Annotated in this window: 8 protein-coding genes; 2 read left to right on the top strand and 6 right to left on the bottom strand. The window is 67.2% G+C overall.

Translation table 11 applies throughout. The features are described 5' to 3' along the window. Positions 1-868 precede the first annotated feature (868 nt). From J7J08_RS02285 to J7J08_RS02270, 4 genes are read right to left on the bottom strand one after another with little or no spacing between them, the layout of a single operon-like run. Entirely contained in the window at positions 869-2,455 is a 1,587-nt protein-coding gene (locus J7J08_RS02285; protein ID WP_214901121.1) for a DHA2 family efflux MFS transporter permease subunit, read from the bottom strand. 7 nt (positions 2,456-2,462) lie between these two features. Continuing rightward, complete coding sequence (gene emrA, locus J7J08_RS02280; RefSeq protein ID WP_214901119.1) at positions 2,463-3,644, bottom strand: multidrug efflux MFS transporter periplasmic adaptor subunit EmrA; 1,182 nt, start codon at positions 3,642-3,644, stop codon at positions 2,463-2,465. 10 nt (positions 3,645-3,654) lie between these two features. Next, a complete protein-coding gene (locus J7J08_RS02275; RefSeq protein ID WP_214901117.1) occupies positions 3,655-5,148 on the bottom strand; it encodes an efflux transporter outer membrane subunit in 1,494 nt (497 codons plus the stop codon). Then, complete coding sequence (locus tag J7J08_RS02270; RefSeq protein WP_214901115.1) at positions 5,145-5,591, bottom strand: MarR family transcriptional regulator; 447 nt, start codon at positions 5,589-5,591, stop codon at positions 5,145-5,147. The genes J7J08_RS02275 and J7J08_RS02270 overlap by 4 nt, the downstream gene beginning before the upstream one ends. 203 nt (positions 5,592-5,794) lie before the next feature. Between J7J08_RS02270 and parC the strand changes: the two genes are divergently transcribed. Then, positions 5,795-8,038 carry a DNA topoisomerase IV subunit A gene (parC, locus tag J7J08_RS02265; RefSeq protein ID WP_214901114.1) on the top strand — a complete coding sequence of 748 codons (2,244 nt, stop codon included), beginning with the start codon at positions 5,795-5,797 and terminating at the stop codon, positions 8,036-8,038. A gap of 302 nt (positions 8,039-8,340) precedes the next feature. On the opposite strand, the gene bfr is transcribed toward parC, so the two are convergent. Further along, on the bottom strand, positions 8,341-8,829 hold the full coding sequence (gene bfr / locus J7J08_RS02260) for a bacterioferritin (RefSeq protein ID WP_214901113.1): 489 nt from the start codon (positions 8,827-8,829) through the stop codon (positions 8,341-8,343). A 159-nt stretch (positions 8,830-8,988) separates the two neighbouring features. On the opposite strand from bfr, the gene J7J08_RS02255 reads away from it, so the two are divergent. Continuing rightward, positions 8,989-11,328, top strand: coding sequence for a penicillin acylase family protein (locus tag J7J08_RS02255; RefSeq protein WP_214901112.1), 2,340 nt, complete (start codon positions 8,989-8,991; stop codon positions 11,326-11,328). Between the two features lie 81 nt (positions 11,329-11,409). Here J7J08_RS02255 and J7J08_RS02250 read toward each other — a convergent pair whose 3' ends face one another. Then, positions 11,410-12,801: a cation:proton antiporter gene (locus J7J08_RS02250; RefSeq protein ID WP_214901111.1), complete on the bottom strand. Its 1,392-nt coding sequence runs from the start codon at positions 12,799-12,801 to the stop codon at positions 11,410-11,412. Positions 12,802-12,831: the final 30 nt, after the last annotated feature.

Genomic DNA, 12,831 nt, shown 5'->3' with positions numbered 1-12,831 from the left:
TCGTGGAGGTTCGAGTCCTCTCCTGGGCACCATGACTCAGTAAATGATCAAACCCGCGAAAGCGGGTTTTTTCGTTTCCGGGGTTTGCGTGGGTAATCCGCAACCGCGCGATGGATCATTACCTGTCCGATTGCACACAACGACGTAGAGCCACGCCCTGCGTGGCTGTCGTGATTGCGATTGTTCGCCTGGCGCCGGGCGTTGCCCGGCTTCATGCATTTGGGCGAACAGCCAGTGGCTGATGCGATCTCTGGCTTAGGCGGGTCGGGGCGGGTTCGTGGGGGACGCCGTGAATCCCCCTCCGGGGCCCGGCCCAGCCGCCAGCGGCTGGGCGTTCAGTCGCACGCGAGGCAGTGCCTCGCAAGCAGTGCGCCTTCACCCATGGAGGCTTGTAGAAAACATCCATGTTTTCTACACCCCCACAAACACACCCCGACCCACCTTTTGACGGTGTGTCGTTGCCATTGGAAACGCAGGGACGGCCGTTGGCCGTCAATTGGTCTCGATTTGGGTCATGCGTAACCGAACGTTGATACGTTGACGGCGGTTGATTGGGAGCCAACCCTACCGGCGCGGCGCCTATGAATGCCGACCTTTGGTCGGCATTCCGCGTTTCCCTTGGCCGCCGGCCAACTGTCGGAGGGTCGGCGGGGGTGGGTTTGCGGGACTGTAGAAAACATGGATATTTTCTACAAGCGTCCAAGGACGGATTCACGGCGTGTCCCGCAAACCCGCACCCGTCGGCCCAAACCAGTGACACGCGCAGACCACAAGCTGTTCGCTCGAATGCATGAAGCCGGGCAGAGCCCGGCACCACGGTCAGACGCAAAAAACCCGCCTTTCGGCGGGTTTTCGTAAAGCACCAGGTTCAGTGCCCGCCGGCCGAGGCCGCGCCTGCGCCGGCGCCGAACGGCGGCTTGGCCAGCCACAGGAAGGCGATGATCGCCAGGAAGATCCAGCCCAGCAGGAAGAAGATGTCGTTGAAGCCCATCTGCGATGCCTGGTGGTTGATGATGTTGTTCAACGCCGCTGCACCGTGCTGCAGGTCGCCCTGCCCCATCGCTGCCACCTTCTCCTGCATGCCCGGCGTGTAGCCGGAAATGCTTTCGGTGAGGTGCGCATGGTGCTCCTGCGTCCGCCGCGCCCACAGCCACGTCGTCAGCGACGCCGCGAAACTGCCGCCCAGCGTGCGCAGGAAGGTGGCCAGGCCCGAGCCCGCCGCGATCTCGCGGCCGTCCAGGTCGGAAAGCAGGATCTGCAGCACCGGCATGAAGAACAGCGCAACACCAATACCCATGATCAGCTGCACCCCCGCCACATGCGCGAAGTCCACCTGCAGGTTGAAGCCCGAACGCAGGAAACTGGTGAAGGACAGGAACACGAACGCGAACGACGCGATCCAGCGCATGTCGAACCGGGATGCGTACTTGCCTACGAACGGCGTCATGATCACCGGCAGGATGCCGATCGGCGCCGTTGCCAGGCCCGCCCAGATCGCCGTGTAGCCCATGTCGCGCTGCAGCCACTGCGGGATCAACAGCGAAACGCTGAAGAACGCGGCATACGCCACCACCATCGCCAGCGTGCCGGCGCGGAAGTTGCGGTGGCGGAACAGCCGCAGGTCCACGATCGGATCCTTGTCGGTCAGCTCCCAGATCAGGAACACCGCCAGCGCCACCACCGAAATGCAGGCCAGCATCACGATCATCGGCGAACTGAACCAGTCTTCGTCGTTGCCCAGGTCGAGCACCAGCTGCAGCGCACCCACGCCGATGACCAGCGTGATCAGGCCCACGTAATCCATTTTCGGTTTTTCAATATGCTCTGGGCGCCCCTTCAACTGGTTGCCCACCACCAGCGCCGCGAAGATGCCCAGCGGCACGTTGATCAGGAAGATCCATTCCCAGCTGTAGTTGTCGGTGATCCAGCCGCCCAGGATCGGGCCGCAGATCGGTGCCACCACCGTGATCATCGCCAGCAGCGCCAGCGCCTGCCCGCGTTTCTCGCGGGGGTAGATCGAGACCAGCAGCGACTGCGTGATCGGGTACATCGGCCCGGCCACGAAACCCTGCAGCGCGCGCGACACCACCAGCATGCCCATGCTCTGTGCCAGGCCGCACAGCAGCGAGGCGATCACGAACGACAGCGTCGCCCAGATGAACAGCTTGGTTTCACCGAAACGACGGCTCAGCCAGCCGGTCAGCGGCAGCGCGATGGCGGTACTGACCGCGAACGAGGTGATGACCCAGGTCGCCTGCTGCGAACTGGCGCCCAGGTTGCCGGCGATGGTCGGCAGCGACACGTTGGCGATGGTGGTGTCGAGCACCTGCATGAACGAGGCCATGGCCAGGCCTGCCGTACACAGCGCCACGTTGGCCGGCCGGAACGCGCCGGTCGCACCTGGCGCCGACGGCGAGCCCGGCAGGCCGGGCGCGGCGGGAGCTTGTGCGGACATGGATACCTCAGCTCGCCTTGGTCTGGCGCGGCAGGTTGCTCTGGATGATCTCGTGGATCACATCGTCAGCGCTGTGCAGCTGCTTGGCATACACGTCGGTGTCGAACACCTGGCCCTGGGCCGGGGTGGTCGGCAGCACGGTGCCCTTCTGGTCGCGCAGGCTCACTTCGGCCTTCATCGACAGGCCGATGCGCAGCGGGTTGTCGGCCAGCTGCCTGGCATCGATGGCGATGCGCACCGGAACGCGCTGCACGATCTTGATCCAGTTGCCGCTGGCGTTCTGCGCCGGCAGCAGCGAGAACGCCGAGCCGGTGCCCAGGCCCAGGCTGTCGATGCGGCCCTTGTACTTCACGTCACCGCCGTACAGGTCCGAGCGCAGCTCCACTTCCTGGCCCAGGCGCATGTGGCGCAGCTGGGTTTCCTTGAAGTTGGCTTCCACCCACATCTGTTCGGTCGGCACCACCGCCATCAGCGCGGTACCCGGCTGCACGCGCTGGCCCACCTGCACCGAGCGACGGGCGACGTAACCGGTGACCGGCGCGACGATACCGGCGCGGGCGTTGTTGAGGTAGGCCTGGCGCAGCTGCGCGGCCGCGGCTTCAACGTCCGGCTGGGTGGCAATCACGGTGTCGTCGACCAGCGCATTGCTGCGCTCGAAGGTTTCGCGCGACCCGGCCACGGCCGCTTCGGCCGCCGCCAGTTCGGTGCGGGCATGGGCCAGCTCTTCGTCGGAGATCGCACCGGTGGAGGCCAACCCCTTGCGACGGGCGAAGTCTTCGCGGACGCGGTTGAGGGTGACCTGGCGCGCGTTCAATTCCGCCTGCGCACCTTCCACACTGCGATACAGACCACGGGTCTGGCGCACGGTCCTGGCCAGGTTGGCGCGGGCCTGCTGCAGTGCCACTTCGGTGTCGGCCGGATCCAGCTGCACCAGCAGCTGGCCGCGCTCGACGCGCATGCCGTCATCGGCGTTGATCGCCACCACGGTACCGGTGATCAACGGGGTGATCTGTACCTGGTTGCCCTGCACGTATGCGTCGTCGGTTTCTTCGAACCAGCGGCCGAACATGAAGTACCACAGCGCTGCGGCAGCGATCAGCAGCACCACGATGGCCAGCAGGCCACGCAGCAGCTTGCCACGACGGGAAGGAGCTGCCGGGGCGGCAGCGGGAGCGGAAGTCTGGCTCATGGAAGTTGTCTCAGGAATGCGTGGATTCGGGGGCGGTGGCGAGCGTGGCGGTGTCGCCGGACGGGGTGAACCCGCCGCCGAGTGCCTGGCTCAGTCGCACCGAAACAAGGATCTGCCGCGACTGCAGCGACGCCAGCTGCTGCTGCGACTGCAGCAACTGCGCTTCCACGCTGAGCACGTCCAGGTAGCTGCCGATGCCGGCCTTGTAGCGCTGCTGCGCCAGGTCGTGGGCGGCACGCGCGGTGCTGACGGCCTGCGCCTGCGAAGCAGCCTGGTCGGCCAGCGAGCGCACCGCTGTGACCTGGTCGGCCACCTCGTGCAGCGCATCGACCACCGACTGGTTGTAGTTCGCCACGGCCAGGTCGTACTGGGCGTCGGTCTTGTCCAGGTTGGCGCGCAGGCGGCCACCGTCGAAGATCGGCAGGCTCAGCGCCGGGCCGATGAAGGCGAAGGTCGAGCCGCTCTTGAGCAACTGGTCCACTTCGCTGGCCACCACCCCGCCAAGCGCGGTGAGGTTGAGGCTGGGGTAGAACTTCGCCTTGGCGGCGTCGATCTCGCGGCCGGCCGCTTCCACGCGCCAGCGCGCCGCCACGATATCCGGGCGACGGCCCAGCAGCTCGCTGGGCAGCACGCCCGGCAGCTGCAGCGCCAGCGGATTGAGCACCTGCGGTCGCTCGATCTGCAGGCCCCGGTCCGGGCCCTGCCCGACCAGCGCGGCCAGCGCGGTGCGCGCTTCGTCGATCTGCTGCTGCGCGGCCTGCAACTGCTGCTGCGCGGCCGGGATGCGGGCTTCGGCCTGGCGCGTCTGCAGGTCGCTGTCGATGCCCGCCGCACGGCGCTGGCGGGTCAGGGCCAGGGTCTTCTGCGACCGCTCCAGCTCTTCACTGGCCACGTCGTGCAGCTGCCAGGCGTAGCCAAGCTGCGCGTACGCTTCTGCGATGCCGGCCGACAGGTTCAGGCGCGCGGCCTGTGCGTCGACCTCGGCGGCATGGCCGCTATCCACTGCCGCTTCCCACGAAGCGCGCTTGCCGCCCCACAGGTCCACGCCGTAGCTGACGCTCAGGTAGGCCTGGCCGCTACCGGCGTAACTGCCGCCGAGCTCGTCACCGACCATCGATTCGGGCAGGCGCACGCCCGTGTAGCCGCCGGAAGCGGACACGCTGGGCAGGCGGTCGGCGCGTGCGGTGCCGATCTGGGCACGCGCCTGGCGCAGGCGCGCATCGGCTGCGTCCAGGCCCGGATTGCGCTGCAGGCCTTCGGCAATCAGCGCGTCCAGTTGTGGATCGTTCAGCGCCCGCCACCAGTCGGTGGCCGGGAATGCCGAAGGGCTCAGCGCGTGGCCGGCCAGGGTGCGTTGGGCCTGCAGGCTGTCGGCGTCGAGCAGCTGGCCGTGCGGTTGCAGGCCACCGGTGCTGGCACAGGCGGCCAGCGCCAGCGCAAGGACGGACAGCAGCGCCGGCCGCAGCGGGCGCAGCAGTGAGGTGCGATCAGTTTGGGAAGTCATGGCGTCGTCAGGGAGTCGCGAACACGGGTCAACAGGGAAAGCAGCAGGGCGCGCTCGTCGGCGGACAGGTCGCGCATGGCGTCGTCCATCACCGCATCGCCCCGCTGCTTCAACCGAGCCCACAGCTGGCGGCCCTGGTCGGTCAATACGATCTGCAACGCCCGCCGGTCCTGCGCGTGCGGCTCACGGCGCACACAGCCCAGCGCCTCCAGCTTGTCCAGCAGCCGGGTCACCGCGCTGGGCACCTGGTCCAGCGCCTGGGCCAGTTCATTGGCGGTGCACGGCGCGCGGAACGACAGCACCTTCAGGCCCAGGTAGTGGGTGAAGCCGATATCGAGGTTTTCCTCGGCCATGGACACGTCCAGCTGACGCATCAGGCCATCGCGGACCTGGCGCAGCAACAGCCCAAGGCTGGGAGGCGTGGTGGGGTCGGGGCAGATCATGGGGACGCACTTTACTTCCGGAAAATATATTTCTCAATGGAAATATTCAATCTGGAAGCAAATACAGTGTTGCCCCATTCAGAACGCTGCCCCGCGGGCACCCAATTCTTCACATGGCTTGGCATCCCCCGCCGCATCCGGATAATCGACCGCCTGCGAGGGCGAGAGCCGTCGCCGTCCCTTGCCACAGGTAACAATCCCGCATGACCGATCTAGCCCGCCCCGTTTTCCACGGCTTTGAACAGCTGCCCCTGCGTGAATACGCCGAACGGGCGTATCTGGACTATTCGATGTACGTGGTCCTGGACCGTGCGCTGCCGTTCATCGGCGACGGTCTCAAGCCGGTGCAGCGCCGCATCATCTATGCGATGAGCGAACTGGGCCTGAACGCCGCCTCCAAGCCGAAGAAGTCCGCGCGCACCGTCGGCGACGTCATCGGCAAATACCATCCGCATGGCGACAGCGCCTGTTACGAAGCGTTGGTGCTGATGGCCCAGCCGTTCTCGTACCGCTACCCGCTGATCGAAGGCCAGGGCAACTTCGGTTCCACCGATGATCCCAAGTCGTTCGCAGCGATGCGCTACACCGAATCCAAGCTGACCCCGATCGCCGAAGTGCTGCTGGGCGAAATCAACCAGGGCACAACCGACTGGACCCCGAACTTCGACGGCACCCTGGAAGAGCCGACCTGGATGCCGGCGCGCCTGCCACACCTGCTGCTCAACGGCACCACCGGCATCGCCGTGGGCATGGCCACCGACGTGCCGCCGCACAACCTCAACGAGATCGTCAGCGCGCTGCTGCACCTGCTGGATGATCCCGAGGCCAGCATCGGCGACCTGCTCGAGCACGTGAAGGGCCCGGATTACCCGAGCGCGGCCGAGATCATCACCCCGGCCGCCGACCTGCGCACCATGTACGAAACCGGCTACGGCAGCGTTCGCGCGCGCTCGACCTTCCTCAAGGAAGGCACCAACATCGTGATCAACGCGTTGCCGTACCAGGTGTCGCCGTCGAAGGTGATCGAGCAGATCGCCGCGCAGATGCGCGCCAAGAAGCTGCCGTGGCTGGAAGACATCCGCGACGAATCCGACCACGCCAACCCGGTGCGGGTGGTGCTGATACCGCGCTCGAACCGCGTCGACGCCGAACAGCTGATGGGCCACCTGTTCGCGACCACCGACCTGGAGCGCAGCTACCGGGTCAACATGAACGTCATCGGGCTGGACGGGCGTCCGCAGGTGAAGAACCTGAAGGCGCTGCTCAGCGAGTGGCTGCAGTTCCGCGGCACCACCGTGACCCGCCGCCTCACCCACCGCCTGGAAAAGGTCGAGCGCCGCCTGCACCTGTTGGAAGGCCTGCTGGTGGCCTTCCTCAACCTGGATGAAGTGATCCACATCATCCGCACCGAGGACGAGCCCAAGCGGGCGCTGATCGCGCGCTTCGACCTGAGCGACGACCAGGCCGAATACATCCTGGAAACCAAGCTCAAGCAGCTGGCCCGCCTGGAAGAAATGAAGATCCGCGGCGAGCAGGACGAGCTGGCCAAAGAGCGCGACAAGATCCAGTCGATCCTGGACAGCAAGGCCAAGCTGCGCAAGCTGATCCGCGACGAGCTGGTGGCCGACGCGAAGAAGTTCGGCGATGCGCGCCGTTCGCCGCTGGTGCAGCGTGGTGCGGCCCAGGCGATCGACGAGGCCGAACTGGTGCCGAGCGAGCCGATGACCGTGGTGCTGTCCGAGAAGGGCTGGATCCGTGCGGCCAAGGGCCACGACATGGACCCGTCCACCCTGTCCTACCGCGACGGCGATGCACTGCTGGGCGCGGTGCGTGCACGCAGCACGCAGCAGGTGGCGTTCCTGGACAGCGAAGGCCGCGCCTACTCCACGCTGGTGCATACCCTGCCCTCGGCACGTGGCAACGGCGAGCCGCTCACCGGCCGCTTCTCGCCAGCCCCGGGCAGTGCCTTCATGACCCTGGCCAGCGGCGAGAACGCCACCCGCTTCGTGCTGGCGTCCACGCACGGCTATGGCTTCGTGACCCGCTTCGAGAACCTGACCGGGCGCAACAAGGCCGGCAAGGCGATGCTCAACCTGACCTCCGGTTCGAAGGTGCTGACCCCGGCCGTGGTGGCCAACCCGGACACCGACCGCATCGTGGCGGTGACCAGCTCGGGCAACCTGCTGGCCATCCCGGCCAGCGACCTGCCGGAACTGGACAAGGGCAAGGGCAACAAGATCATCGAGATCCCCAAGGCCAAGCTGGCCACCGAGCGCGTGGTCGCGGTGGTGGCGGTGGGCCCGGGCAACACCCTGCTGGTGCGCAGCGGGCAGCGCACCATGAACCTGTCGTACAAGGACCTGGAGGCCTACCTCGGCAGCCGCGCCAGCCGTGGGCACCTGTTGCCGCGTGGGTGGCAGAAGGTGGATGCACTGGCGGTGGAATGATGGTGGGTTGAGGCAGGGTTTGAAGAGCGGCCGGGAAATCCCGGCCGTTTTTTTGGGAAACCGGCATGCCGGTCGGAATGCACCCGCTTTCAATGCGGTATCCGGATCATCCTGTGCACGTAACAGGATGATCCGGATACCGCATTGAAAGCATGTGGGCGTCGCCCACAAAAAAACCGGGGATTTCCCCGGTTTTTTTTTCGTCGCTGGCTGGCGATTGGCTGGCTGGCAGACGAGTTGCGTGGGCCGGCCAACGGCCGGCGCTACCGGTAGGTGCCGACCGTTGGTCGGCACGCGGCGCATCAATGCGACGGCGCGCCCTTCGCTTCCATCTTGCTGGTCTGGTACAGGGCCAGGCCGATGCGCTTGATCAGGCCCAGCTGCTGTTCCAGCCACCAGGCGTGGTCTTCTTCGGTGTCCTTGAGCTGGACCAGCAGCATGTCGCGGCTCACGTAATCCTGGCGCTGTTCGCACAGCTTCATGCCGGCGGCCAGGTTGTTGCGCACGCTGTATTCGGTGTCCAAATCCTTCTGCAGCATTTCCTCCACGGTCACGCCCGGCTCGAAGCCGTGCGGGCGCATGTCCGGGTTGCCGCCCAGGAACAGGATCCGGCGCAGCAGCGCGTCGGCGTGCTGGGTCTCCTCCTCCATCTCGTGGCCGAGCCGCTCGTACAGCGCGAACAGACCCTGGTCCTCGTAGCGGCGCGAGTGGATGAAGTACTGGTCGCGCGCGGCGAGTTCGCCGCGCAGCAGTTCCTTCAGGCATTCAATGACGTCGGGATGGCCTTTCATGGGCAAGCTCCTGTAAATCGATGGGGCCATGGTGCCCTATCCCGGATCGGCGTGATCTAATCGGAATCAGTTGCATGCGCAGGCGCAGATGGGGTCGGCGCGTCGCAGTGGATTCATTGCCGGACCAGGCCCGGCATTACCGTGATCGGGGAGCGTGGAATGCGTCGTTGGTTGAAGCGAAGTGCATGGGCGTTGGTGGTGCTGGTCGGGATCGTGGCCGTCGTGATCGGCGTTGCCTGGGCCCTGCTGCGGGGCAGCCTGCCCGCACTGGAGGGCGAACAGCCCGTTGCCGGGTTGCAGGCCAGGGTCAGCATCAGCCGCGATGCGCTCGGTGTGGTCACCATCGATGCCACCAGCGAGGCCGATGCGATGCGGGCATTGGGGCTGGTACACGCGCAGGAACGCTATTTCGAAATGGACCTGATGCGCCGCGCTGCTGCCGGTGAGCTTTCCGAGCTGTTCGGGTCAGCCGCCGTGCCCACCGACCAGCGCATGCGCGTACACCGCCTGCGCGCCCGCACCGACGCCCATCTGGCGCAGGCGCTGGGCGAGCGCCCGCAGGTGGTGCAGGCCTACGTGGAGGGCGTCAACCGTGGTCTGGACAGCCTGCGCGTCCGCCCATGGCCTTACCTGCTGCTGCGCCAGGCCCCCACTGCATGGACCGCCACCGATTCGGTGCTGGCCGGGCTGGCCATGTACGCGGACCTGCAGGACCCCGCCAACGAGAACGAACTGGCCATGCGCCGGATCCGTGAGGTGGCGCCGCCGGCGTTGTATGCGCTGCTCAGCCACGAGGGCAGCGAATGGGATGCGCCCTTGTTTGGCGAGGCGCGTGGGAATGCAGTGCTGCCGAAGGCGGATGAGTTCGGGTTGCGTGGCGCCCCAGCGTCGCCGCCTGTCCCGGGAGTGGAGCAGGAGGTGCATGGCAGCAACAATTTCGCGGTGGCCGGTGCGTTGACCGCCGATGGCCGGGCGATCCTCGCCGACGACATGCATCTGGGCCTGCGGGCGCCGAACCTGTGGTTCCGGGTACGGCTACGCTACCCCGACCCCGCTGCACCCGGCGGCCGCGTGGACGCCAGCGGCTTCTCGTTGCCCGGGCTGCCGGCGATCGTGGTTGGCAGCAACGGCCATGTGGCCTGGGGCTTCACCAACAGCTACATCGACAACGCCGACTTCATCCCTGTGCCTGCGGGCGCGGAGGGCATCAGGGTGCACGAGGAGCCCATCCGCGTGGCCGGTGGTGCCACGGTGATCCTGCGCGTGCGCGAGACCGCCTGGGGCCCGATCCTGCACGAGCGCGCCGATGGCAGTGGCCAAGCGCTGCGCTGGACCGCACAGCTGCCTGGCGCGGTCAGCATGGGTTTCGCCGACATGGCCCGCGCCGCCGACCTCGACGATGCGCTGCAGATCGCCGACCGCGCCGGCATTCCCACCCAGAACCTGCTGCTGGCCGACGCGCACGGACGCATTGCCTGGCGGTTGATCGGTGCGCGGCCGGACCGCGCGGCCGACTGCCCGCCCAACGGGTTCACCACCATTGCGCCGGCCAGTTGCACCCCGTGGTCGATCCGCAGCGACCATTCGCCTGCGTTGATCGACCCGCCCACGCAGCGGCTGTGGACCGCCAACGGCCGCGTGCTGGACGGCGCCGACCTGGCGGTGGCCGGCAACGCCGGCTATGACCTGGGCGCGCGTGGGCAGCAGATCCGCGATGACCTCAACGCGAAGCAACGCTTCAGCGAGAAGGATCTGCTGGCCATCCAGCTGGACGATCGCGCGGTGTTCCTGGAACGCTGGTGGACCGTGCTTCGTCAGGTGGTCGAACACAGCGACGACCCGGCACTGAAGCGCCTGGCCGTTGCCAGCGGCCGCTGGGAGGGACGCGCCTCGGCCGATGCGGTGAGCTACCGGGTCACGCGCGCGTTCCGCACCAAGGTGCAGGAGATCGTGACCGCTGGCCTGCTGGCGCAGCCAAAGCAGTCATTGGGCGAAAACTACCTGGAGCCGAAGCTGTCGCAGATCGAAGGCGTGCTGTGGCCGCTGGTGACCGAGCGGCCCGCGCATCTGCTGCCGGCACCGTACCCCGACTGGAACGCGCTGCTGGCCGATGCGGCGCGGCAGGCGGAAACGGAGCTGGCCGAAAAGGGACCGGACCTGTCCCAGCGTACCTGGGGGGAGCGCAACACGGCCGCCATCTGCCACCCGATCAGCCGCGCCCTGCCCGCTTTCGCCCGGCCGTGGCTGTGCATGCCAGCAGATGCGTTGCCCGGCGACAGCAACCTGCCGCGCGTGCAGGGCCCGTCCTTTGGTGCTTCGCAACGCATGGTGGTATCACCCGGGCACGAGGACCAGGGCATCGTCCACATGCCCGGTGGCCAGAGTGGCCACCCGCTGTCGCCGTTCTGGGGCGCGGGCCATGAGGATTGGGTGCACGGCAGGCCCACACCGTTCCTGCCAGGGGCCACGCAGTACACCTTGCGGCTGGAGCCGAGGTAGCGCCGGGCTCTGCCCGGCTGTCGATCGGATCCGGGCCTACGTGGAGCCGGGCAGAGCCCGGCTCTACCTGTGGTGCCCGGGTCAGGCCTTGCGGCGGCGTTCCATCGCGCTCAGCAACGGGCCGGTCATGGCGGTGGTCACCAGCGCCATGATCACCAGCACCGCGAACAGGCGGTCGCCGAGGAAGCCGAGCTCGTACCCCAGGTTGAGCACGATCAGCTCCATCAGGCCGCGGGTGTTCATCAGCGCGCCCAGCTTCCAGGCCTCGTGATTGTCCATGCCTGCGCTGCGCGCCGAGCTCCAGGTCCCGAACAGCTTGCCCAGCGTGGCCACCGCGACCACCACCGCACACAGCAGCAGATCACTGCCCTGCAGCGCATCGGCCCGCATGCGCAGGCCGGTCATGGCGAAGAACAACGGCAGCAGCAGGGTCACCGCGAACGGTTCGACCTTGGCGATCAACAGCGCACGCAGCTGCGTATTGGACGATACCGCCACGCCGGCGGCGAACGCGCCGAACAGCGCATGGATGCCCAGCACTTCAGTCACCAGTGCGCTGCCCAGCGACAGCAGCAGCATGCCCAGCAGCCAACGGCCTTCGCTGCCCGGTGTGATGACCTGGCGCGAGAACCACGGTTTGACCACGCCCAGCATCAGCGCACTGAACACCACCACGCACAGCAGGCTGAGGCTGGCCGGCACCCAGCCGGTGGCCTGCGCCGCCGCCACGATCAGCGCCAGCAGGCACCATGCAGTGGCATCGCCGAGCGCGGCGCAGGCAATGGCGGTCTGCCCCAGCGGGGTATGGGTGATGCCGCGGTCGGCCAGTATCCGCAGCAGCACCGGGAATGCGGTAATGCTGAGCGAGATACCCACGAACAGCGCGAAGGCCGTGAAACCCACGCCCTGCGGGCCATGCTCGGGGTACAGCCAGATCGCCAGCAGCACGCCCAGCACGAACGGCACGGCGATGCCGGCATGGCTGACGGTGAAGGCGAAACGGCGGCGGCCGCGCAGCCCGCCGAGGTCGAGCTCGGCACCGGCCACCAGCAGGAACATCAACATACCCAGCTGGCTGAGCATGCCCAGCGGGCCGAGCGAGCTGGCCGGGAACAATGCGCCGTGCAGGCCCGGCAGCAGGCTGCCCAGCACCAGCGGCCCCATCATCAGGCCGGCGGCCATCTCGCCGATCACCGCCGGCTGGCCCAGCCGCTTCAACAACGCGCCAGCGCCCTTGGCCACCACCAGCAGCACCAGCAGTTGCAGCAGGAACAGGCCCAGTGGCGAGGCCAGGTGGTGGGCCCAGTCGCTGCCCACCACCGGTTCGGCCTTGCTGGCCACGGCCGGCAGCTTGGGGCCGGCGTAACGCGCCAGCGCAAGGCCGATCGCCAGCGGAATCCCGGCCCAGGCCAGGTAGTGCCACCCCCACTTCATTCGCGGCACGCTGCCTCCGGTCTGTACGTCCATGAACATTCCCCAATGCATGAGGAAGCGATGTTACCC

It is taken from the genome of Stenotrophomonas sp. ISL-67 (assembly GCF_018612915.1).
In the GTDB taxonomy this organism is placed as follows: domain Bacteria; phylum Pseudomonadota; class Gammaproteobacteria; order Xanthomonadales; family Xanthomonadaceae; genus Stenotrophomonas.
This window is presented reverse-complemented; position numbering and strand designations above follow the sequence as displayed.

Coding starts and splice junctions, on each gene's coding strand:
- emrA (WP_214901119.1), bottom strand. CDS start 3,644: ATGAGCCAGACTTCCGCTCCCGCTGCCGCCCCGGCAGCTCCTTCCCGT.
- J7J08_RS02255 (WP_214901112.1), top strand. CDS start 8,989: ATGCGTCGTTGGTTGAAGCGAAGTGCATGGGCGTTGGTGGTGCTGGTC.
- parC (WP_214901114.1), top strand. CDS start 5,795: ATGACCGATCTAGCCCGCCCCGTTTTCCACGGCTTTGAACAGCTGCCC.
- J7J08_RS02250 (WP_214901111.1), bottom strand. CDS start 12,801: ATGTTCATGGACGTACAGACCGGAGGCAGCGTGCCGCGAATGAAGTGG.
- J7J08_RS02285 (WP_214901121.1), bottom strand. CDS start 2,455: ATGTCCGCACAAGCTCCCGCCGCGCCCGGCCTGCCGGGCTCGCCGTCG.
- bfr (WP_214901113.1), bottom strand. CDS start 8,829: ATGAAAGGCCATCCCGACGTCATTGAATGCCTGAAGGAACTGCTGCGC.
- J7J08_RS02275 (WP_214901117.1), bottom strand. CDS start 5,148: ATGACTTCCCAAACTGATCGCACCTCACTGCTGCGCCCGCTGCGGCCG.
- J7J08_RS02270 (WP_214901115.1), bottom strand. CDS start 5,591: ATGATCTGCCCCGACCCCACCACGCCTCCCAGCCTTGGGCTGTTGCTG.